Source organism: Pseudodesulfovibrio profundus (assembly GCF_900217235.1).
GTDB classification, from domain to species: Bacteria; Desulfobacterota; Desulfovibrionia; order Desulfovibrionales; family Desulfovibrionaceae; genus Pseudodesulfovibrio; species Pseudodesulfovibrio profundus.
On the sequence record NZ_LT907975.1, the window covers coordinates 1,897,611 to 1,920,196 of the forward strand.

The 22,586-nt window shown below is 52.8% G+C and carries 18 protein-coding genes; 10 read left to right on the forward strand and 8 right to left on the reverse strand.

All coding sequences use genetic code 11. The features are described from left to right. Position 1 precedes the first annotated feature (1 nt). The gene (locus DPRO_RS09020; RefSeq protein ID WP_097011747.1) at positions 2-1,315 is read left to right on the forward strand and encodes a TRAP transporter large permease; all 1,314 of its coding nucleotides are present in this window, start codon (positions 2-4) and stop codon (positions 1,313-1,315) included. Positions 1,316-1,644: 329 nt separating this feature from the next. Continuing rightward, positions 1,645-3,228, forward strand: a complete 1,584-nt coding sequence (locus tag DPRO_RS09025) for an ArnT family glycosyltransferase (RefSeq protein WP_097011748.1) — start codon at positions 1,645-1,647, stop codon at positions 3,226-3,228. A gap of 243 nt (positions 3,229-3,471) precedes the next feature. On the opposite strand, the gene DPRO_RS09030 is transcribed toward DPRO_RS09025, so the two are convergent. Beyond that, positions 3,472-4,225 (reverse strand): IS5 family transposase gene (locus DPRO_RS09030; protein WP_097010290.1). Its coding sequence is split into 2 segments (ribosomal slippage): positions 3,472-3,889 and positions 3,888-4,225, totalling 756 coding nucleotides; the frame shifts between segments, so codons are not numbered across the junction. 90 nt (positions 4,226-4,315) lie between these two features. Between DPRO_RS09030 and DPRO_RS09035 the strand changes: the two genes are divergently transcribed. Further along, positions 4,316-5,092, forward strand: coding sequence for a BON domain-containing protein (locus tag DPRO_RS09035; protein WP_232005757.1), 777 nt, complete (start codon positions 4,316-4,318; stop codon positions 5,090-5,092). 86 nt (positions 5,093-5,178) lie between these two features. On the opposite strand, the gene DPRO_RS09040 is transcribed toward DPRO_RS09035, so the two are convergent. Continuing rightward, entirely contained in the window at positions 5,179-6,108 is a 930-nt protein-coding gene (locus DPRO_RS09040) for a prepilin peptidase (protein ID WP_232005758.1), read from the reverse strand. Between DPRO_RS09040 and DPRO_RS09045 the strand changes: the two genes are divergently transcribed. Together DPRO_RS09045 and DPRO_RS09050 are read left to right on the forward strand one after the other, a co-directional pair. Then, entirely contained in the window at positions 6,092-7,381 is a 1,290-nt protein-coding gene (locus DPRO_RS09045; protein WP_097011750.1) for a phenylacetate--CoA ligase family protein, read from the forward strand. The genes DPRO_RS09040 and DPRO_RS09045 overlap by 17 nt on opposite strands. Before the next feature lie 2 nt (positions 7,382-7,383). Next, positions 7,384-8,913, forward strand: coding sequence for a sialidase family protein (locus DPRO_RS09050; RefSeq protein WP_097011751.1), 1,530 nt, complete (start codon positions 7,384-7,386; stop codon positions 8,911-8,913). Between the two features lie 12 nt (positions 8,914-8,925). Here the strand turns inward: DPRO_RS09050 and DPRO_RS09055 are convergent, their stop codons facing one another. Beyond that, positions 8,926-9,723: a tetratricopeptide repeat protein gene (locus DPRO_RS09055; protein ID WP_157917408.1), complete on the reverse strand. Its 798-nt coding sequence runs from the start codon at positions 9,721-9,723 to the stop codon at positions 8,926-8,928. A gap of 114 nt (positions 9,724-9,837) precedes the next feature. Between DPRO_RS09055 and DPRO_RS09060 the strand changes: the two genes are divergently transcribed. The 4 genes from DPRO_RS09060 to DPRO_RS09075 all read left to right on the forward strand — a co-directional run bounded on the left by DPRO_RS09060 (position 9,838) and on the right by DPRO_RS09075 (position 12,799). Next, on the forward strand, positions 9,838-10,140 hold the full coding sequence (locus tag DPRO_RS09060) for a hypothetical protein (protein ID WP_097011752.1): 303 nt from the start codon (positions 9,838-9,840) through the stop codon (positions 10,138-10,140). 238 nt (positions 10,141-10,378) lie between these two features. Continuing rightward, positions 10,379-10,642, forward strand: a complete 264-nt coding sequence (locus DPRO_RS09065) for an RNA recognition motif domain-containing protein (protein WP_097011753.1) — start codon at positions 10,379-10,381, stop codon at positions 10,640-10,642. 86 nt (positions 10,643-10,728) lie between these two features. Continuing rightward, positions 10,729-10,947 carry a translation initiation factor IF-1 gene (infA, locus tag DPRO_RS09070; protein ID WP_097011754.1) on the forward strand — a complete coding sequence of 73 codons (219 nt, stop codon included), beginning with the start codon at positions 10,729-10,731 and terminating at the stop codon, positions 10,945-10,947. 196 nt (positions 10,948-11,143) lie between these two features. Beyond that, positions 11,144-12,799: a DEAD/DEAH box helicase gene (locus DPRO_RS09075; RefSeq protein ID WP_097011755.1), complete on the forward strand. Its 1,656-nt coding sequence runs from the start codon at positions 11,144-11,146 to the stop codon at positions 12,797-12,799. A gap of 69 nt (positions 12,800-12,868) precedes the next feature. Here DPRO_RS09075 and DPRO_RS09080 read toward each other — a convergent pair whose 3' ends face one another. From DPRO_RS09080 to DPRO_RS09095, 4 genes are all read right to left on the reverse strand, one after another. Beyond that, complete coding sequence (locus DPRO_RS09080) at positions 12,869-13,789, reverse strand: YceI family protein (RefSeq protein WP_097011756.1); 921 nt, start codon at positions 13,787-13,789, stop codon at positions 12,869-12,871. 188 nt (positions 13,790-13,977) lie between these two features. After that, on the reverse strand, positions 13,978-15,270 hold the full coding sequence (locus DPRO_RS09085) for a radical SAM/SPASM family putative metalloenzyme maturase (protein WP_097011757.1): 1,293 nt from the start codon (positions 15,268-15,270) through the stop codon (positions 13,978-13,980). Between the two features lie 12 nt (positions 15,271-15,282). After that, positions 15,283-15,633, reverse strand: a complete 351-nt coding sequence (locus DPRO_RS09090) for a DUF3088 family protein (RefSeq protein ID WP_157917409.1) — start codon at positions 15,631-15,633, stop codon at positions 15,283-15,285. 185 nt (positions 15,634-15,818) lie between these two features. Then, the gene (locus tag DPRO_RS09095) at positions 15,819-17,531 is read right to left on the reverse strand and encodes a methyl-accepting chemotaxis protein (RefSeq protein WP_097011759.1); all 1,713 of its coding nucleotides are present in this window, start codon (positions 17,529-17,531) and stop codon (positions 15,819-15,821) included. Positions 17,532-17,703: 172 nt separating this feature from the next. On the opposite strand from DPRO_RS09095, the gene DPRO_RS09100 reads away from it, so the two are divergent. After that, positions 17,704-20,301 carry a PAS domain S-box protein gene (locus DPRO_RS09100; protein ID WP_232005759.1) on the forward strand — a complete coding sequence of 866 codons (2,598 nt, stop codon included), beginning with the start codon at positions 17,704-17,706 and terminating at the stop codon, positions 20,299-20,301. Between the two features lie 15 nt (positions 20,302-20,316). Here the strand turns inward: DPRO_RS09100 and DPRO_RS09105 are convergent, their stop codons facing one another. Beyond that, on the reverse strand, positions 20,317-22,566 hold the full coding sequence (locus DPRO_RS09105) for a hybrid sensor histidine kinase/response regulator (RefSeq protein WP_097011760.1): 2,250 nt from the start codon (positions 22,564-22,566) through the stop codon (positions 20,317-20,319). Positions 22,567-22,586: the final 20 nt, after the last annotated feature.

Genomic DNA, 22,586 nt, shown 5'->3' on the forward strand with positions numbered 1-22,586 from the left:
CATGGACCCGACAATGGCCGGTATCATCGGCATCATCGTTATGGTCCTGCTTTTCATGACCCGGATGCCCGTGGCGTTCGTCATGATGCTCGTAGGATTCGTGGGCTTTTCCCTGCTCACCTCGTGGAAAGGCGGACTCAACCTCATGTCCCGCAACATCTATGACGCATTCGCTTCATATGAGTTGTCCACCATTCCGCTTTTCATCCTCATGGGACAAATCGCATTCAACAGCGGGATTTCCAAGCGGCTGTACAACACGGCCTACCATTTTCTCGGCAATGTTCGTGGCGGCCTCGCCATGGCCACGGTATCCGCCTGCACCGCCTTTGGTGCTGTGTGCGGCTCCAGTCCGGCCACGGCAGCTACCATGTCCACTGTCGGCATTCCCGAAATGAAACGGTACGGCTACGCCAACTCGCTGTCCGCAGCTTCCGTGGCATCCGGTGGCGGGCTTGGCATGATCATGCCCCCGTCCGTTGTCCTGATCATTTACGGCGTGCTCACCGAGCAGTCCATCGGCGCGCTGTTCGTGTCCGGTATTCTGCCAGCCATCCTGCTGACCGTGCTGTTCGTCATCGGTATCTACCTTCAGTGTAAGGCCAACCCGGCCCTCGGCCCCAAGGGTGACTCCTTCACCATGAAGGAAAAGCTCCGCTCGCTGGTCAACCTGATCGATACCATCCTCATCTTTTCACTGGTCATCGGTGGTCTTTTCCTCGGCTGGTTCACCCCCACCGAAGCAGCCTCCATCGGCGTCATCGGCGTACTGGTGCTGGCGGCCGTCAAGCGGCAGTTGAGCTGGGAGGGTTTCGTCAACTCACTGTATGAAACCCTGCGAACCTCCTGCATGGTGCTCGTGCTCATCGCCGGAGCCGTGGTATTCGGCAAATTCCTTGCCGTGACCCGGATTCCCTTTGATATCGCGAGCTGGGTCTCGGCATTTGACCTACCCCCGTTCGCCATCATGGGCGCGATCATTCTGATCTACTTCATCGGCGGCTGTTTCATGGATTCGCTGGCCCTAATCATGCTGACCATCCCGGTGTTTTTCCCGGTAGTGACCAGCATGGGCTACGACCCCATCTGGTTCGGTATCATCATCGTACTGGTCACGGAAATGGGGGTTATCACGCCACCGGTCGGCATCAATGTATATGTCGTGTACGGCATGTGCCAAAAGATAGCGCCCGATGTGACGCTGGAAGAAGTATTCAAGGGCATCCTCCCCTTCATGCTCTCCATCATCATCGGCATCGCCCTGCTGTTCATCTTCCCGCAGATCATCCTGTTCCTGCCCGGACTGATGTACTGATTGAGATTGATTAAAAGGAAAGCCCGGTTCACGCCGGGCTTTTTTATACATATTGGAACCAGGAAGGAAGACCGCCTTCGGCGGGGTTGTCAGGTGACTTCGCCTCCGGCGGCCAAAGGGCTGTAACCCTTTGGAATCCAGTTCTCTCCTTCGGCGAAACCATCGTTGAGAAATCCACGTCAGCCTACCATCCACCGCTGGTGCAGTCTGGTGATTCCATGCTATAAACTGCCAACTAAATAGTAACGATGGAGTCGGGCTGCTTTTTCGTGTTGCCGAAAACCGACGCTTGCCAAAGGTACTACATATAATATACCCATCCCCACGTCATGAGCATTGCCAACGAAAAATACACCCCGCGTCTGGATGTCATCGCTTTTGTGATCATCGCCCTGTCCTTTGCCGTGCGATACTGGTTCGTCGATTCGGGCCAGCTCAATCTGGTTCAGGACGAAGCCCAGTATTGGGACTGGATACGACGACCGCAGCTTTCCTACTACTCCAAAGGGCCACTCATCGCCTGGGTCATCACCACATGGTGTCAGGTGTTCGGCTCCACTGAGCTGGGAGTTCGCTTTGGCGCGATTATCGGCATGACCGGCATTCAGGCGGCGCTCTATATCGGTATTTCCCGTGTTTGGCGTGAGTATCGCCTTGCCGTCTATGCGCTGCTCATCGCAGCCACCCTGCCGCTGCTCAATGGCCTCGGCATCCTCATGACCACGGACAATCCGCTCATATTCTGCTGGACCGTGGCCTTTTTCGCCCTGTCCGCCGCCACACGGAACAAGCCCGACTACACCCCCGGCAACCTGCCGTTTATCATCATGGGTGTGTGCATCGCCGTTGGCATCCTTGCAAAATACATGATGATCGCGTTTTTGGGGCTGGGTACGTTCTACGCCCTGGTGCTCCACTTCCGCGGCCAACTGCCCGAGCGGTTCTGGGGTCGTTACCTCATCGCCTCCCTTGCCGGTACCATTGTCGGCCTGTTGCCGATCATTATCTGGAACATGCAGAACGACTGGGTCGGATTCAAGCATGTCGCCAAGCTTTCCACTGGCAAGGACAAGCCGTTTACCATTCGCTTCCTTCCATTTCTTGAAATGCTCGGAGCACAGATCGGCCTGTTGGCGCCGTGGTGGTTCCCGTTCATCATCTGCGGCGGCTGGCGCAGCGTGAAAAAATCTGTCATCGGCCCCATTGGCGCCTTTGACGAAAAGTACCGCCACCTGTTGCAGGCAGCCCTCTTTTTCTGGCCCCTCTGGCTTGCCATCACTTTCTGGTCGCTCAAGGCGCGCACCGAAGCCAACTGGACCGCTGTTTCCTTCATGGGCGCGGCCATTGTCGGCGGCATAGCCCTTATGCGCTGGTGGGAAAAACCACACCGCACCAACAGGGGAAGAGCTCTGCTCGCGGGAACGGCCATTTTGTTTACCGCCGTTGTATTTGTCTCCCCCGTCATCCCCCTGCCCGACAATCTCAACATCACGCACCGACTCAAAGGCTGGGATAGCCTTGGTCAGGAGATGCACCGCCTCGCCCAAACCGAATTTGAAAATTCCAAACAGGTTTTCCTCTTCAGCGACAAATACGATATCACCTCGGAGTTGGCCTTCTACACTCCCGGCCAACCTATTACCTACTGCCTGTGGACCAACGACCGCCGTATGAACCAGTATGACATCTGGCCCGGCCCCGGTGCAGAACAAAAAGGGTGGGGAGCGATCATGGTCCGCAAACGCCACCAGAATTCTCAGGCTCCCAAGCTCGCTCGCGAGTTGTTTGAGTATGTATCGCCTCCGATTCACTTCACCGGAACCTTCAACGGAGAACCCGCTCGCAAATTCACCATTCATATCTGCAAGGGATATAAGGGGGAATGGTTATTTGAAGAATCCGGACGCTACTAGACAATCCAGTTTTACTAGATAAAACCACTCGAAAAGAGCGCTGATCCATATTTTATGGATCAGCGCTCTTTTTTTATACACCCACCAGAACAATCAAACCACTGTATTCATTGAATTCCCGATCGACGGAGTATGGCAGGATTTTTGCTCTACCTACAATGGATGAGACCTCAACCGCATTGTTGAGGAGGTGCAATCAATGCGAAAAATACACATTATTTTCATACTAGGGTGTGTCGACAATCACTTCAGCCACAGCCACATTGCTCCTACGTACACGAAAGCAAGATAGGACGTCGCCAGCTTGTCGTATCGTGTTGCAATCCTTCGAAACTGTTTTAAATTTCCAAACATACACTCTATAGCACTTCGCTCCTTATAGAGATGTTTGTCATATGTTCGCCTTGTCTTTCTGTGAGAGCGAGGAGGGACAACCGGATTGGCATTCATGGCTTCAATTGCCATTACAATTTCATCTGAATCATAGCCCTTATCAGCAAGGACATGCTCGGCAGCCTGTCCTTCAATAAGCGGAATCGCCATACTGCAATCCGCTGTATTTCCAGGTGTTAATATGAATTTAGTTGGACATCCGAGAGCATCTGTGGCAGCATGGACTTTCGTTGAAAACCCTCCTCTAGATTTCCCCACCGACTGCTGGAGGTGCCCCCTTTCCGCCAGCCGAATGCTGATGAGCTCGCACTATTGTGCTGTCAATCATGAGCCATTCAGTATCAGCGTCTACCGCAAGCGTGTTGAAGATCATTTGCCATACACCTTTCTTGGCCCAGCGGATAAATCTCTTATGGACCGAAGACCACTTGCCATAGCTTTCTGGCAAATCTCGCCAAGGCGCCCCTGTCTTGCCAATCCACATGACTGCATCAATGAATAGCCTGTTATCTTTTGCAGTTACACCGCAGTCACTTTGTTTTCCTGGAAGATATTCTTTGATTTTATCCCACTGATCGTCGCGTAGAGCGTGTCTTTTTTGCACTGCCAACCTCCTGCCAAGAAGTATAGCAAATCTCAGAATGATTGTCGACACGCCCTAAGCGTCGTCTTCCTTTTACCCGGATGTGCCGCGGTGCCTTTTGGCATCGGGCTCATTCCGGGGGCGCCAGCATATATATCATCGGTCATCGGCAATGGGCAGACTGCCTACACAACGGCCATGGATGAACGAACCACACAACAACAGATGCTGGATGCCATTATTGCCGGTCATGCACAGGCCGAGCTTTACAAACACAAGGACATCGAGCCGAGGTTGATTTCAGCCCACGCATATTTCGGTAAGCTCTATCTCGTGGGCGAATACGAATCGCAGGCTCAACTCAAAACCATATATGAATGCGTGGAAAAGGTGGACGGAAAGAAGGCCGTCATCAGCCAACTGTATCTGAAAAAGGATATGGCGGCCTCGGACTTTCTTGAAGAACAAGCCACGGCAGCCGAGATCGAAGCACAACTGCTCGCCGACTATCAGGTCACCAGTTCATCGCTGACAGTGGAAGTCGTGCAGGGAGACATCATTTTGCTCGGTGTGATCTCGGACAAGGAAGAACGGGACAGGATCATTGCACACGCTCAATCAGCCGCAGAAAACAACCGGGTCATCCCCTATCTCTATCATCAGGAAATAGCCGGTCCCAAGCCACGGGTCATGACGGCAAAGCTGTCGACGGAACCGAAGAAGTCACCCCCGGCACCCAAGCCCGTCGTCAAGAAGCGCAAGCGCAAGCAAAAGCCCAAACCATTGGTGGTGAAGGCCAAAGAACCTCTCAAACAGGAACCCAAGTCGATGGCGGAAAACCGGCCCAAGCCGCCGGAAGTGATCCACGGTCGGGTTCTTGGACTCTAACCTCCCGGAAGACGACAGTGTGTTGCCTTCTCTCAATTAAAGCCGTTCCTCCCCCGGGGCGGCTTTTCTCATGGATAAGATAGAAGCTACAAGGACATGTACCAGCGCATGGCCTGTTCGCCATAGAGAAGGTACAACATGCAGCCCAAGCTGAGAAAGGGGCCAAAGGGTATCCGGGTTTTCAAGCCATCTCCATCACTACGCATCATGAAAATGACCATGCCCACCACGGATGCGGCTGAGGCGGCGAGAATGGTAAACGGCAGGCCCGAAAAGCCGACCATGGCGCCGATGCATAGCATGAGCTTGACGTCACCGGTTCCCATCCCTTCCTTTTTGCGCCACAGACGATACCCCTGCTGGAGTACCCAGAAAAGCCCGGCACCGACCACGGCTCCCAGAATGCCATCCTGCCATCCCGGTTCCTCAAGAAAAAAGCAGGCGACCAAGGCAATGGCCGCCCCACCGAGAGTGATGCGGTTGGGAAGCAGAAAGGTCTCAAAATCGATGAAGCTGCCCGTAATCAGCATGACACCGAGCACGAGATAGACGGCCCAGTCCACGGTGGGGCCAAAGTGGTGCGCAGAAGCCAGCGCCCACGCCAGACAGGAAATCTCGACCACCATATACTGACCGCCGATGCGTGCATCGCAGTGCCTGCATCGCCCCTTGAGCAGCAGGTACGAAAGCAGCGGGATGGTATCCAGCAGGCGCAATTCCGTTTCGCACGCAGGACAGCGCGACCGCCATGGTTTGAGGATGGGAAGTTCGTCGATCCAGCGCTGGATGAAGATGGTTGAAAGTCCGCCCAGTTCCAAACCGAGCACGGCTGCACCAAAATAAAAAGCCCACAAAGGGAATACGTCCATGAAAAGCCCTTCACACTTGAAGATTGAGCGGTTTTCCTGCATGAATACCGCGTAGGCGACCCCCTTCAGAGCTAACGGATTTGACGTGCCGACACAAGGGGGCTGCCGCGCCAACGAAAAAGGAGCAGAGATGGACCATCGATTCATACCCAAACTGACAGAAGAACAGATCGCCGCCAAACAACTGGCAGGGCTTCAATGGACTGCCGGACACGCATACAAAGGCAGTCCGTTCTACCGCGAACGCATGGACAGGCACGGCGTGCGTCCGGAAGATATCAAAACACTGGACGACATCCGCAAGCTCCCGTTCACCACGGCGGACCATCTCAAGGAGGGGTATCCCATGCCCCTGCTCTCCGTACCCGAAGCCGATGTCGTGCGCATCCACGGCTCCAGCGGCACCACGGGTAAACGAAAAATTCTTGCCTACACGCAAAACGACATCGACCTTTGGAAGGACATGTTCGCCCGCTGTTACGAGCTGGCCGGACTGACTGTCGAGGACAGGGTCCAGATTTGTGTGGGATACGGCTTATGGACTGCCGGTGCCGGTTTCCAGCTCGGCTGCGAGCGGTTCGGCGCCATGGCACTGCCTGTCGGCCCGGGCCTGCTGGAGATTCAGCTCCAGATGCTCACCGATCTCAAGTCCACCTGTCTCTGCTCCACGGCTTCCATGGCGCTCCTCATGGGTGAAGAAGTGCAGAAACAGGGACTGGCCGACAAAATCGCGCTCAAGAAAGCCATTTTCGGCGCCGAGACACATACGCCCAAGATGCGCAAACAGTTCGAGGAAGCCCTCGGTCTGGAGCACTCCTTCGACATCATCGGCATGACCGAGTTGTACGGTCCCGGTACTGGCCTGGAATGCATGGCCCACGAGGGCATCCACTACTGGTCCGATCTCTACATCATGGAAATTCTCGATCCCGAAACGCTGGAACCGGTTGCTCCGGGCGAAGTCGGCGAGATGGTGGTGACATCCCTGCAAAAGGAAGGCTCCCCGCTCATCCGCTACCGCACGCGAGACCTGACACGCATCCTGCCCGGCACCTGTTCATGCGGTGTCACCATGCCCCGTATCGACAAGATTCTCGGGCGCAGTGATGACATGTTCATTTTCCGCGGCGTTAATATCTACCCCGGCCAGATCGGTACCGTACTCGAAGGATTCCCCGAGCTGTCGGCAGAGTACCAGATTTCCCTTACCCGCCGCGACGGTCTGGATCACATGGCTGTTCGTGTGGAGCACGCACACGGTGCTGATGAAGACACCTGCGGCAATCTGGCCAATGCGGTGGCCAACGAAATCCGCAAACATATCCTTGTTCGGAGCGATGTACGCATACTCGGCCCCGGCGAACTGCCGCGCAGCTTTGCCAAGACAAAGCGCGTTCAGGACGAACGAGGCGAAGAGTAACCATGCCCACCCTGACGCACCTTGCGGACAGGCACACGATCATTGATCGTCGTGACAATGAATACATCTGTTTCCCGGATGTCATTCGCGCTGCGGATGGTGCGCTTGTGGTCGCCTACAACGAAGCTGACCAGCACGTGACACCGTCCAGACGTGTATTGTTGGTGCGTCGAAGTTCAGACAATGGACAAACATGGGGTGAAATAAACCGTATTGGTATCTCCAGTCATTGCCCGCGCCTGAACCTGCTGCAGGGCGGCGAACTCTTCATGACTTCCTGTACCGCCTATTGTCATTTCAGTCAGGACAACGGAAAAACCTGGGACACACATAAGACCAGGGGTATTGCCCACGACATGCTGGACCGGATCATCGACCTTGGGGAAGGAGGCTGGCTCTGCACCGGCCATGGGCACCGAGGCACGTATCCGCATCCCGCCATCAGACAGGCACCGGCAGAGCAGATGATGTACCGCTCCGAGGATCGGGGCATAACCTGGCAACCGTTGTCGGTGATCGCACGCGAGCGAAACCTTGTGTTGTGTGAAGCGTCCGTTGTCCAATTGCCTGACGGCAGTCTGCTTGCGCTGATGCGGGAAAACAGCTTTGTCTACGAACCCATGTACGCCTGCCTGAGTGAAGATGATGGCGGCACGTGGTCCGACCCCATCCCCACACCCTTGATTGGCCATCGACCCACCATTGGTTTCACCGGTGATGATTTGCTTGTGACATATCGAAATGTCGCCCCGGACATGGGAACCTGCGCATGGCTCGGATCGTTGGAAGAACTGCTACAGGGCTTTCAACCCCACGGACGCCATGCCGAAGCAAACAACCCGACACTCACGGATAAAGGGCTTCTTGTGGAGAATGAAGCCGGGGAGGACAACGTTGTCCGCTACGCGCTCCGCCCCATGACCGATCCGCGCTCGGCCACGGCCACGCTGGAAGCGGAAATCCGTGTGGACGCAGCAGATGAAAACGGCTGCGCCTTGCGTCTTGGCTGCTGGTGGCGAATCACTCCCGAAGGAGTCACTCCAGAAGATGGGGACACCACATACCCGCTGCCCAAAGACGATTTCAACACCATTCGTCTTGAGTACCAGCGCGGCGTGGTGACTCTCTTTATTAATGAAGAGAAGCACGGCAGCGTGACCGTTGACGCGGACCATGCCAACACCCGCCCCATACTGTTTGGCGCACCCTACCCCTTTGAGAACAACAGGGTTCGCTGCATATGGAAACGTGTTTCACTCCAAATAGAAGAGCCGCGTCTTGACCGCTCGTATAGCTGGAACTGGGACCACAAGGACGGATACCCCGACCAGTGGATGCAGGACAATATACTGGAATTGCAGAATGATCGGCATGCCGCAGCCCCGGATTTCGGCTACTCGGGCTGGACTGAACTGAAAGACGGGTCGTTTTTCTGCGCCTACCACCATGGTGGAGGGACGGAAGAAGGCTATTCACCCCTCTTCTCTTCCCATGTGATGGGAACCCGGTTTTATCGGAAGGATTTCGGCTAAAGGCTGGGCGTATCAAACATCGAGTTTGATCGGTTTTGAATCGAGCGAGCTTCTACGTCTGTTGTGAGGACGCGAGTCTCCTGACTCCTCACGATCCAGAGCCCTGAGAAAGCCCTTGGCCTCACGCATTTCCGGGTGCAGTTGCAAAGCCCGATTCAGATGCTTACGGCACTGCTCGTTTTTTCCAACACCGTAATAGGCGCGAGCAATGTTGAAGTGAAGATTCTCATCGTCCTCGTTCACTTCCAGCGCCTTCGAATAATAACGAATGGCGTCATTAAACTGCTCTCCCTTGCGCAAATTGATTCCGAACTCGTTGAACTTGTGCCGCTGCTCTTCCCTAAAGTCCGCATCAACGTTCAACAGTTTATCCAGAATCATTCGTAGCTGGGTGTACCGTTGCTGGTCGGCATAAACCTGCTTCAACCCGCCATCTTCATCAACCTTCTCGGGGGATTCAAGAACCGCTTCACAAAAAGCCTGCTCCTGGCTATCGAGATGCTCGAAACTGAAAAAACGCCGTCCCATGCGGACTTTTTCCTGCAACGACTCCAGAAACGGCAACTGCTTGTCCTGATAGTACTGAAGTTCCGGCGTATAATCCTTGAGGAACTCAGCCCTGGAGATGGTTTTACGCACCCGACCCGGAATATGCCGACCATCCAGAGGCCGAACCTCGAACGTGTCATCATCCTGCTCGCACACGAACCAGAACGTACCATTACGGTACTGTGACTCATTTTCACCGGTTCTGTACTCATACTTGGTGCTATGGGAATACACACCAAGCACTTTGTCTGAATCGTTCACGCCTGCCTCCGTTGTTGATTGCGCCAAAGCAGCGTAAACGTTCGAAGTGACATTTTCAAGACACCCCCTTGGCCTTATCAATATTTTACTGCATACTTGAAGAAAGGAGGTAGTATGGAACGAACTGATATTGAACGCATTTTCGAGGCCTATTTTGAAAAGTACAAAAAGACAGAGGGCGATCGATCATCATGGTCGGCCTTCTGGACTGAAATGACATCTGAAGGCGTACTGGAACTGAACATGACGAAATGCCCTAAAGGCACGACATTCAAGATTTTCGTGGACAAAAAAAAAGTAGCCGAAGCCAAAGGATGGGATGAGTACTTCAAGACTATGGAACAACTGGAGAATACTCACCCCGGACTGTATGATCCAGACAAGATTTTCAATGATATGGAGTTTGTCCTTGAATAAAAATCCTGTATCAACCCCACTTTTCTCTTGACGCATTTACGCGGCACAGGTAAGGCGTCTAATACAGTAGTCGGCGAAGTCCACGGGGACCAAGCCGGTTAACCACCGGTGAGCGCTGACAATTGGTGGGCAAATAGTAGTTTGGTTAGAAGCTTGTTCGCGTCTGTTTCCTCCTCCTCTTTGTTTCACCTGGCGATTAATCGCCGATCATTCATCTATCATTTGGAGATTTTTAGGAATGGCCAAGAACATCTATGTGGGCAATCTGCCCTGGAGCTGCTCGGAAGAAGAAGTCCGCACTGCTTTCGAAAACTACGGTGAAGTCTACTCTGTCAAACTGATCAACGATCGTGAAACCGGACGCCCCCGCGGCTTCGGCTTTGTGGAAATGGAAGACCAGGGCGCTCTCGAAGCCATTGAGAACCTGGACGGCACCGACTTCGGCGGCCGTAACATCAAGGTCAACGAAGCCCGCCCGCGCCCCGAGCGTCCCCGCTGGTAGACCACCCGCCCGCTATATAGGGAAACCAAGCCCGCCCTTGCGAGGGTGGGCTTTTCATGTCTCATTAAAATAGGAATATAATATTTATGGCAAAAGAAGAAGGAATTACAGTTCAGGGCACCGTTGAGGAAGCTCTGCCAAACGCAATGTTCCGCGTTGAACTCGAAAATGGACACACCGTCCTCGCACATATTTCCGGCAAAATGCGTAAATTCCGCATCCGTGTCATGCCCGGCGATACTGTCACCGTCGAACTCTCTCCGTACGACCTCACTCGCGGACGCATCACCTTCCGTCCCCGCTAGACTATCGCCTTCGGCTGGGGGGAAGGGGAGTGAGGGACACCTGATTAATGGATCCCCCTTCTTTCCCTTTCCCCCCAGACTACTTCCTTCTCCGATTTCCAACTCTCGCCCCGCATTTTGTCTTCAGGCGAAATCGGCAACACATGCTTTTGCTATTGGCAAAAGCATATAAACAGTTTTTTCAAAGAGATTACGTATGACCACATTTAAGGACCTTGGGCTGTCCGAGCGCACTCTTGCTGCACTGGAAGCCAAGGGGTTCAACGCTCCAACCCCGATTCAGGAGCGCACCATCCCTCTACTTATCGAGGGTAACATTGACATCGTGGGACAAGCGCAGACCGGAACCGGCAAAACCGCCGCGTTCGGTCTCCCTATTATCGAATGCGCCCAAGAAAAAGAAAAGCGGGTACAGGCACTGATCCTCACTCCCACCAGAGAGCTGGCAATCCAGGTCGCAGATGAGATCAATTCGCTCAAAGGACAAAAAAACCTGCGCGTTCTGCCCGTCTACGGTGGTCAGGCCATTCACATGCAGTTCAAGGCACTTCGCCGTGGCGTTGATGTCGTTGTCGGTACTCCGGGCCGCATCATGGACCACCTCCAGCGCGGCACCCTGCACATCGACAATCTCGACTTCTTCGTTCTCGATGAAGCAGACGAGATGTGCAACATGGGCTTTGTAGATGATGTCCGCGAAATTCTGGCTTCTGCCAACACCGACCGCCGCACCCTGCTCTTTTCCGCCACCATGCCCCGCGAGGTCATGCGTATCGCCAAAGAGTTCATGGGCGATTACGAAACCATCAAGGTCGAAACCCAGAAGCAGGACATCCCGCTTATTCGTCACATCTTTCATGAGATGGCCGACTCGGATCGCTTTGAAGCGCTGTGCCGTGTCATTGATGCCCACTCCGGTTTCTACGGGCTGGTCTTCACCAGAACACGCGCCGACGCAGACAGAGTGGCTGAGCGCCTGAACGAACGAGGCTACCCTGCCGAGCCGATTCACGGCGACCTCTCGCAGTCTCGTCGCGAAGATATCCTGAACCGCTTCCGCAGACGCCGGGCAACCATTCTTGTGGCCACCGACGTTGCCGCTCGCGGCATTGACGTTCCCGACCTCACCCATGTCGTGAACTACGCCCTGCCGCAGGATCCGCCGACATTCGTGCACCGTACAGGCCGCACCGGTCGAGCTGGCAAGGAAGGTATAGCCATCACCCTGATCGCCCCCGGCGAGTTCCGCAAGCTCATGTACATCACCAAGTCCACGGGTACGGAAATCACCAAGCAGAAACTGCCGCGAATTCAGGATGTGATCTACTCCAAGAAGAGCCGCATGATTGCGCGCCTGGAAGCCCTTATAGAAGATGATGGGCATGACGCCTACACCTCCATGGCCCGCGACCTCGTGGATGAAAAAGACCCGACCGATGTTGTCGCCGCCTTGCTGCGACACACCTTCGGCGATGAACTGATCGAGTCCAGCTACCGCGAAATCGACACGGTTACGCAAGCCACTCGCGGTCGCGCCGATCTGGTGTGTGCTCTGGGACGATCCCAGGGTATGCATCCCAAGGCCTTTGTGGATTTCATCGCGAAAACCGCACAGCTCAAGCCGTGGTCCATCCAGCACGTTCGGGTTCAGGCCAACCGGACGACCTTCACCGTCCCTGGTGCTGAAGCCGAGAAGGTCATCAAGCGAGTTTACTCTCGCGAGGGCAATCCGCTGGTCACAGTAGGTGAACCCAAGAAGAAACCGCCCTACCGTCGCGATTTCAAAAAAGGCGGACCTCCCAGAGGGAAGCGCCCGTTCAAAAAGAAAAGCTATAAACCCAAGTCTGACTAAATGAAAAACCGCCCCCGCGCTTTCCAGCGCCGGGGCGGTTTTCATTTCAACATGCAGTGTTACCGCTCTCTATTTCAGTACAATCCGGAAATCGATTGAGATGAAATCAAATACCAGATGGTAGCTCAGGTATTGGAAGAAACGCGATGAGCCGTAAATGATGCCCCACTGCGTCCGGTCGAAATCGAGATTCCCCATCACCACTATGCGCTCTTCGTCCAGATTTCTAACATGAGCGGGAAACGCTATTTCATTGTGGACTCCGCGCATGGCCAACGTCCCCTGTATCATGGCATTGGGACGGGTGGCCTGAGCATCATCGGTCAGCCGGATTTCACGAGCAGTGAAACGGGCCTCCGGGAACATCTTTACAAAGAAAAAGTCGTCCGATTTGAGGTGACTTTCCAAAACCGCATGTAACGGGTCACCTTCCAGGTCCACGTTGCGGATGGAGTTCATGTCCAGCGTGAAATCCCCACTCAACCCGGCAGTAGCATCGACCTCTCCTGCGGAGAAACAAAGGGTGCCTCTGTGTCCGCCGTTATTGTTACGCCCGGTCCACCGAATAACTGAATCCTCGCGCAGCAGCTTGTAAACACGTTTCTCAAGATGCAGCATCGGATGCGGGGCTTCCATTGAATCGGCCGCCACTCCATCCAATGCCCGACCGTGCTCCAACCATTCAGTGAGCCCGCCCGGGAAGACCGCGAGGTCGGTATATCCAGCTCGCTTGAGTTTTTCAGCCGCGCAAAAACAGTCGTAGGATTCTGTTCCGGCCCCATAGAGCACAATCGGGGTAGCCTTGTCCTTGACCAGTTCCGCCATGGAATCGAGGAAGGTCACTTCATACACACAGGCGTTCACAGCTCCGGGTATATGCCGAGCCTCAAAGTGTTCAGGTGGCAGGGTATCCACCAAAACTCCGGTAGCTTTATCAAGATATTCAACAAGTTCAGCACATTTTAATTGCATGAAGGTTATGGCTTTCATGGCTTCTCCTTTGCTGTCATCAATAGTAACGATCGAAAAAACGTCGCATATTCTATCGCACATACACGAAAATCAGTGTTTGTAGCAATGCGAACGTGTTTTTTTATGTCACTAGACAATTTTTGCCGTTTTTTCGGCATGAAGGAGATGCAGTAAAGAAAGGGAAGCCAATCTCGGTCAGAACCATATCAAAGCAGACACCGGACACCCCCCATGCACCAAAGGCAATGCCCACAAGGTATTGTCAATCCATAACAATCCTGCTGGAAAGGATTGCCGGAGCCGGTTACGTCCGAACAGGGAACCACGGAACAATTGGAGCAATATGGATAGTCATACTCAAGCACTTCCTGACGAAATGTTCGGTACGCCGCACTGTTCCATATATCAACGATAGACGATTCCATAATATTGCCGAACGTTTTGGGCGTTATGCGCTTTTCCCCACCATCCATATAGCAGGAATATTCATGCCACAGAAAATAGCATGGGCGCACATCACCGTCGGGGGTGATGTGGGCCACTCCCTGTTCCACAAAATCACAGGTGCGGTCATAGGTGGCCGCAACAGGAGGCAGTGTGATATCGACACCCATATCCTTTGCAATCTGCTGTGCCTTTGCGAGAATGCTTGCAAGCCACTGCTGTTCGGCCTGCTTCTCAGGGGATGCCCACAACAGCAGGCTCTTCAGATTGATGGGAATATTCTTGGCAAGTGCGGCCTGCTGCCGTGAAGTGACAAACCGAACCAGCTCCCGCTGCTCGGGTGTCTTATGAAATTTCCAACCCAGCCCGAAGAATTCGGACAGATCGAATCCCGCAGCATCAGCCTCGGCCTGCCAACGCATGAACTCGGCCATGGAGATCTCGGTATTGGAATTGAACAACTCCTGATCCACGGTCGTTTCCGTGTAAGGGAGCATATGCGTGACCAAAACAAATTGCGCTCCATGCTCGGCAGCCCACGCAATGGAACGCGGAAGGGACTGCGCATTCTCCCGCATGAGAACGAACTCGACTCCAATGGTCACAGAACGACCTGCAGACTTCGCAGCACGCTGAAAATACTCAAAGACGTGGGATATCCGGTCAACGGATTCGCCACCGTGAAAAATCCCGTCCTCGCTTACCATGTCCACAGACAGGCACACGGTATCCACGCCGCTTTCTACCAGTTCCACGGCTCGCGACTCGGTGATCAGCATCCCATTGGTCTGAAAACGGATGGAAGCCTCGGGGCGCATGTGCTCCCGAGCAAAACGAATCATCTCCGGGAACCTCGGCGTCATCAAAGGTTCACCAATACCGTTGAGAAGCAAGGTATCCAAAGTAGGAAACGCCGGCTCCAATTGTTTGAAAACGTCTAGCGACATATCCTTTTCCGGAATACAGGCGCCCTCGGCGTATTTCACACACATGGAACAGCGGAGATTGCAACGAGTGGTTGTCTCCACGTACAATTTGGAAGGATAGTGCGTCATGACCTCATACTGCTAACGCGGGGAACGACTGACCCCATACGCATAGCTCAAATATAAAAGAATTGATTGCTCATCATCCAGAAACGCCCTGCCGTTCGCTTCTTTGACCGGCAAATCGTAGGACCGGGCCTTATCCGGATCAGCCAACACAATGGCCGGACTTTCCTGATGGTCTTCGCCCAGGACATCGACGATGGGTTTTCGCGGCCGCTCAAAATCCATGTGCACAACATCCAACTCCTCCCGCAAACGGGGGAAATAGGACAGCAGCCCTTCCAGCGCGATACAGTCGGGACAATAGAATGGACCTTCCAGTCCACGCATGAAATCACCCTGCAACAAAAACAATATATCCTTGCTCATCTTCCGAAGCTCCTTGTTTGTCGTGAGGTGAAAGAATACGGATATCGCTTTGGATTGCAACACCAATGGACACCACTTACCCCACAGCCTTATACCTGTCCTTGACCTGAGGCAAAAAACCAAGGGACAGGCCATAAAAAAAGCCCCGCATCTGCGGGGCTTTCTATTAACTTATGAAGAGCCGGTTAGAACTTTTCAAACTCATCATCATCCATATCCAGATCCACACCGCTGCCGCTGGAAGAAGCCGCGGTAATAGGCTGGGGCTTGGCAGAATGAGTGACCTTCTTGGGCGGTGACTTCACTACCTGAGTTCGAACCGTCTTGGCCTGGCTCCGGCCTTCGCTGCCAGTATCAAAGAACTCCATGGAGTGCTGGAGCGAGGTTGCATGGCTGGTGAATTCTTCCGCAGTGGACGCAAGCTCTTCAGAGGAGGCGGCATTCTGCTGAATGACCGAATCCAGTTCCTGAATCGCCTTGTTGATTTCCTGAGCACCGGAGTTCTGCTCCATGCTTGCCGAAGTAATCTCCTTAACCAGTTCAGCCGTTTCCCGAATATTCGGAACCATCTTCGTCAGCATGCTACCGGCTAGGTCGGCCTTGGCCAGAGTGGACGATGACAAATCACCGATCTCTGCTGCAGCGCTACCGCTTCGTTCCGCAAGCTTGCGAACTTCACTGGCAACAACGGCAAAACCCTTGCCAGCCTCACCGGCCCGGGCTGCTTCGATGGCCGCATTCAAAGCGAGCAGGTTGGTCTGACGGGCAATTTCCTCAATAATGGAAATCTTTTCAGCGATGTTCTTGATGGAATCAACGGCTTCCAGCACGGTGTCGCCACCCTTTTGGGCGTCTTCAGCGGTTTGGATGGCCATCTTTTCGGTTTGCTGCGCATTATCGGTATTGCGACTGATCTGCGAAATCATCTCTTCCATGGAAGAGGAAACCTCTTCAACGGATGCGGCCTGCCTGTTGGCGCCGTCCGCAAGAGTCTGCGCAGAATTGGTTACCTCAACACTACCGGAGGCAACTTCATTGGCACCGAGCTTGGCTTCGCCGACAATCTTGCGCAAACGCACAATCATGTTGCCCAGTGTTGCAATCAAGCGGCCCGGTTCATCGTTATATTCGGAGGTAAGGTTTCTGGTCAGGTCGCCGCCAGCAACGACTTCGGCAAACTCGACAGCCTCCCGAATCGGCCCGGCGATCGAACGAACGATGAGCAGACATAGAGGCAGGACGAGGAACATGAATGAACAGAAGATGACACCGCCGATCCACCAAAGATAGTTGTCTTCAATACTTTCGATTTCCTCGGTTATCGCCGCTTCCTGTTCCTGAATATTATCGAGATAAACCCCAGTACCGATCCACATGTCGGTGCCGGGAATCATCATCGCATAGGAGAGTTTGTCCTGATCTCCTTTGCCCGGTTTGGGCCAGACGTACGTCAGGAATCCACCACCGTTCTGTGACAACTTATACAACTCACGGACGAGATAGATACCATTCTTGTCCTTGGTATCCTTGAGGTCCTTGCCTTGGGTTGCAGGACTAGGCGGCAAGGCGACGTTGACGGTCTTGTTATAGACGAAGAAATACCCTGACTTATCATCCTCAAAACGAATCTCCTGCACGAGTTTGCGAATCATTTCGATTTTTTGGTCAGGATCGTCAATGTCCTTGATGGCTTCACTGATGCTGACTGCCATGGAGTGTGTTGCAACGGCAATTTTCCGTCTTTCACCCTCGAGCATGGCACTGGCAGAGCGTTCAACACCTACATCCTTGATTCGGGTAATACCATTGAAAAAAGCAATGGTTATACCTAATGTGAATAGAAAAAAAAGAACAATCAGGGCGATCATTCTTATACTGATCGTTACTTTTCTAAGCATACCCCTCTCCTCCTGGAAAAATATTGTTATAACAAGCCCACCACTTTGCTGCGTACTATGGAGTCCTCAGTAAAACAATTAGAATTATTAATTAATAAACACTGCAAATACATGCTTATACGACTGGCGCCCTTTACAAAAGGTTGTTATAGAAATCCAACTGGAGATATAGATGATGAGTGATGATGCCAAGTCCAAAAAAGAACTGATAGCAGAACTGAACGATCTGCGAGATGAATTGGAACGCATAAAAGCGGGTTCCAGTGATTTATCTACTGGTATTCCTGAAGATTGCCGGACCATTCTCGACAACTTGCCACAGGTCGTTTTTGAACTGGGGATGGACGGGAAGTTCACGTACGTCAACAAACTGGGACTTGAGACATTTGGCTACACTCAGGCAGATCTGGACAATGGCGTCTGGGCCATGGACATCTTTCCGGAGAAAGAAGCCCCCCGTGTTGACGGTAACATCAGGAACATCCTTCGCGGACATGGCCCCTATGGTGAAGAGTACATAGCCTCTCGAAAGGATGGGGTCGAGTTTCCCATCAAAATTTATTCGCAACCTCTCCGCCATAACGGCAAAACCATCGGCATCCGTGGTACTGTCATTGATATCAGCGACTTCCGTGATGTTGAGTTTGCTCTCAGACAAAGCGAAAACCATTACAAGGCGTTGTTCGACAATACCGGTACAGCCATGGTTCTGTTCGACAGTCAGGGCATCATAATACGATGTAATGATCATTTCGCCCGTCTTTGTGCCTGTCCCAAAGAAGAAATACTCGGCAAAATGAGTTGGAGAGACTTCGTTTACGAAGAAGATCTTCCGACCATGATCCAGTACCACAATGTTCGCAATGATGACGGCGGCTGCGCCCCAAGTGACTACGAATTCACCTTTATCAATCGTAAAGGGAGAAAGCGGAAAATCCACGTTTTTCTTCAGTGTCTGCCGGATTCCATGGAACGTGTCTGTTCCCTGATCGACATCACAGATCGCAAACAGACCGAAGAAGCGCTCAGGCTCAGTGAAGAGCGCTATCAACTTGTTGTTCGTGGAGCCAATGACGGCATATGGGACTGGGACCTCGAAAGTGACAAGGTCTATTTTTCTCCGCGCTACAAGGCCATCCTCGGGTATGAGGATCATGAGTTTCCCAACATGGCCGATTCATGGAAAAACCATGTTCACCCCGATGACCTCGATTATGTCATTGCTGCCAACATGGAATGCATCAATGGCAAAGTGGATCAGTTTGAAGTGGAATACAGGATGCTCCACAAGGATGGGACGTATCGATGGATTCTTGGCCGCGGTGCCAGTGCGAAAAACCGGCAAGGCGTAACCTACCGCCTTGCCGGAACGCATACCGACACGACTGCAAGGAAGATTCAGGAACGAACAACTCTTGCGCGGTATGCGATATCCGAAGCAGTCAGCACCACCAAGGATTTACCCCAGCTGTATAAACAGATTTATGCCATTCTGGATGACCTCATCGGAGCCCGAAATTTCTACATAGCCCTGGTTGATGAGAAGAAAGACATCCTGCACTTCCCCTTCTGGGTCGATGAAAAAGACGATTATTACGAACTCTGCGAATTAAGCACCACAACGAAAAAGGGACTGACCATTCACGTGTTGCGGACAGGAGAACCGCTGTTCATCTCCCATGCAGATCCACACCTCAAAGAGCTGGAAAAAAAGATCGGCTTTATTGGCTCCTCCTCTAAAGTGTGGCTGGGCGTTCCGCTGAAATCCAAGGGGAAAGTAATCGGTGTGATGGCCATTCAGGATTACCACAACCCCTTGCATTACCGCCGCTCCGATGCCGCTCTGCTTGAAGCTGCATCCGAACAGGTCGCGCTTGCCATTGAACGCAAGCAAAGCGAGGAGCAGCTCACGCAACTCAACGAACAATTGGAAGTGAAAGTCTGCAACCGGACAGCAGAACTGGAAACCAAAGCACTGGAACTCGAAAGGGCGAACAAGCGGCTCAAGGAACTGGACAAAATCAAATCGGCGCTGGTTTCTTCGATCTCGCACGAACTGCGAACACCGCTCACTTCCATCAGGGGATTTGCCAAACTGGCCGGGAAAGACTTCCAGCGCCACTTCAAGTCGTTGACAAACGACAGTTGCCTGACCGCCAAGGGAGATCGTTTACTCAGAAACCTGGGAATCATCGAGAACGAGGGGGAACGGCTGACTCGCTTGATCAACGACTTCCTGGACATCAACCGTATTGAGTCGGGCATGGCCTCCTGGAATGACTCGTTTATCAATCCCTGCGAAACCGTGCAGCAGGCCGTCTTTGCCCTGTCGGGCGCTTTTGAATCCAAACCGGGCATCAGACTGATAGCCGATCTGCCCAAAGAAGTGCCCACGGTATATGCTGATCCGGACAAACTGCAGCAGATACTATCAAACCTGCTGAACAACGCCTGGAAGTTTACGCGTCAAGGCACTGTCTCGGTATCCATAAGCCACACCCAGGACACCGTGACCATTTGTGTCGCCGACACCGGCCCCGGCATTTCAAAAGAAGAGCAGCATTCGATTTTTGAGAAATTCCATAAAACCAGAATTGGCGACACCATTACTCAGGACGACAAGGGGACCGGATTGGGGTTGGCCATCTGCCGCGAAATAGTCGAACACTATGATGGGTCCATCTGGGTGGAATCGACTCCTGGCGAAGGAAGCACGTTCTGCTTCACACTGCCCATTGCTCGCCAGCAAAATGTCGCCTGCACATTCTAATCGCAACAGGTGAAATCAACGATCGCCAATAGCGACGAACGCCTTTTCCAGATCCTCTTTGGTGAATGGCTTGGCTACGTACAAATCCATCCCGGCAGATAACGCTTCCTGCCTGCTCTGCTCTGCAGCGTGGGCGGAAAGACCAATGATGGGGATATTCGAGAATTCGGCATAGTCAGAATTGGTACGGATGATTCGTGTAGCAGCCAGCCCATCCAGAACAGGCATCTGAACATCCATCAGGATCACATCCACATCAACAGTACGCAGCTTTGACAAGCAGTCACTGCCGTTGACCGCACTGTAAACAGTATGCCCCATTTTCTTGAGCAGGCGTTCGGCCATGATCCTGTTTACCCGCTCATCCTCCACCAGCAAAATATCGAGAGCCTGCATACTGCCAGTACTCTCCACATGGTCTCTGGTCTCAACGGGCTTTTCTATGCGGGAAACTTCAACGCAGAACAACACGGTGGTTCCCACTCCGACTTCACTCTCGATAACGCAATTGCCATTCATCAGGTGAACCAGCTTTTTCACGATGGGAAGCCCGAGTCCAGCCCCCTGATATTCACGCGATAGCGAACCGTCCACCTGGGTAAAGGCATCAAACACGTACTCCAACTTGTTGCTGGGAATCCCGACACCAGTGTCTTCAATTAAAAAGAACAGGCGGTCCTTATCCTTTTTCGGGTGAGGCAACGTAAACACCTCAAGTAAAATTTTCCCCTCATGAGTGAATTTGATGGCATTGCCAAGCAGATTGAAAACAACCTGACGTATCCGCCCGATGTCGGCGACAAACAACCCTTTGGCGTTCTCATCGACATGCGATTCCACCACGATCCCTTTCTGCTCAAGCTGTAATTTGAAGAGACTGGTGCTTTCCTCAACCAACTCTTCCAGTTCAAAGGGCTCTTCGTATAATTCCAATTTGCCCGACCCCATTTTTATGAAGTCCAAAAGGTCATTCAGCACCCGTAGGAGATTTCTCGACGACTGCAGTGCCGTGTCCACAAATACGTGCTGCTCCTGGTTCATGTCGGTTTCATCCAGCAATTGTAGCATGCCCATAACGCCATTGAGGGGCGTGCGCACCTCATGACTGATATTGGCAAGAAACTCATCCTTGGCAATATTGGCTGACTCGGCTGTTTCCTTTGCCTCGCTGAGGTCTTCCTCTCGTTTTTTCAAAAGAACAGACATCGTATCAAAGGACTCAGCCAGTTGACCCAATTCACCGTCGTTATAGTCGAGCCCGCTTGAAACAGCCCTATCCCCTTGACCGATCTTCTGGGCAGCCAGCGTCAACTGATCGATTTTCGAGGCAATGGTCTGACGCCCCAGCAACCAGGCAAACGTCAGGGCAATGCACAAAGAGAAGAAGCTGACGATTCCACCTTGCAACAGGTTGTCATTGGCGCTCTCAAGGACCTTTTCCTTATCAAGCCCCATGAACATGTACATGTACGGCTCATTGTCACCATCGATACGCAGGGGCTCATAGGCAATGATTGTATCTCGTCCATTGCTTGTCGCTGTTTCTATGATACCGGGCTGGCCTGAATTGCTGGCCACCTGATAGACGTCCTGCTTGATGGGTTTCCCTATCTCGAGTTCCGAATGATTGGGGTACCGGAAAATCCGGTAGCCATTGTGATCACACATTCCGAAAAACGTTCCCGCCGGGAATTTGGATTTGTCAAAGTGGCGTTGGTAATGGTTGAGCTCAACTCCGATGATTATGGCAGAAACCGGCTCACCATTTTCATCCAGAACGGGGATACCAAAAGGGAAAATGAACTTTTTGCTTTGTTTGCCTACAACAAACTCACCATAGGAAAAGCGCTTGAAAGCAATGGCATCTCTGAATTGTTTGCGATCTGAAAAGTTGAACCCATTGTCCTTCCCCCGTCCCATGGCGACGACATTGCCCTCCAGGTCGACCATGATGACATTGGTGTACATCGGATTGGCCCTCAGCAAGGTGGCCAGTACCTGCTGGACCACTTCCGGATTTCCGGATTTCACTTCCGGAAGCTGAGAAACCGTTCGCAGCAATGTTCGAGTCGATTCAGTAATTCGCTGTTGCACCTCACTGAAACCACGAAGGAAAATTGATGCATTATTCTGGGCAGCCGCAACCTCAGAGCGCCGCTTCTCGAACTCATTGAAAAGGAGCACGAGAAAAACAGGCAACGTGGCCAGCAAAACAAGATATACCAACTTCTTTCGGATTGAACCCAGAATGAGATCACCCTTCATGAATATCCACCTCTATCTAA

Coding starts and splice junctions, on each gene's coding strand:
- DPRO_RS09020 (WP_097011747.1), top strand. CDS start 2: ATGGACCCGACAATGGCCGGTATCATCGGCATCATCGTTATGGTCCTG.
- DPRO_RS09025 (WP_097011748.1), top strand. CDS start 1,645: ATGAGCATTGCCAACGAAAAATACACCCCGCGTCTGGATGTCATCGCT.
- DPRO_RS09045 (WP_097011750.1), top strand. CDS start 6,092: ATGGACCATCGATTCATACCCAAACTGACAGAAGAACAGATCGCCGCC.
- DPRO_RS09040 (WP_232005758.1), bottom strand. CDS start 6,108: ATGAATCGATGGTCCATCTCTGCTCCTTTTTCGTTGGCGCGGCAGCCC.
- DPRO_RS09050 (WP_097011751.1), top strand. CDS start 7,384: ATGCCCACCCTGACGCACCTTGCGGACAGGCACACGATCATTGATCGT.
- DPRO_RS09060 (WP_097011752.1), top strand. CDS start 9,838: ATGGAACGAACTGATATTGAACGCATTTTCGAGGCCTATTTTGAAAAG.
- DPRO_RS09065 (WP_097011753.1), top strand. CDS start 10,379: ATGGCCAAGAACATCTATGTGGGCAATCTGCCCTGGAGCTGCTCGGAA.
- infA (WP_097011754.1), top strand. CDS start 10,729: ATGGCAAAAGAAGAAGGAATTACAGTTCAGGGCACCGTTGAGGAAGCT.
- DPRO_RS09075 (WP_097011755.1), top strand. CDS start 11,144: ATGACCACATTTAAGGACCTTGGGCTGTCCGAGCGCACTCTTGCTGCA.
- DPRO_RS09080 (WP_097011756.1), bottom strand. CDS start 13,789: ATGAAAGCCATAACCTTCATGCAATTAAAATGTGCTGAACTTGTTGAA.
- DPRO_RS09085 (WP_097011757.1), bottom strand. CDS start 15,270: ATGACGCACTATCCTTCCAAATTGTACGTGGAGACAACCACTCGTTGC.
- DPRO_RS09090 (WP_157917409.1), bottom strand. CDS start 15,633: ATGAGCAAGGATATATTGTTTTTGTTGCAGGGTGATTTCATGCGTGGA.
- DPRO_RS09095 (WP_097011759.1), bottom strand. CDS start 17,531: ATGCTTAGAAAAGTAACGATCAGTATAAGAATGATCGCCCTGATTGTT.
- DPRO_RS09100 (WP_232005759.1), top strand. CDS start 17,704: ATGATGAGTGATGATGCCAAGTCCAAAAAAGAACTGATAGCAGAACTG.
- DPRO_RS09105 (WP_097011760.1), bottom strand. CDS start 22,566: ATGAAGGGTGATCTCATTCTGGGTTCAATCCGAAAGAAGTTGGTATAT.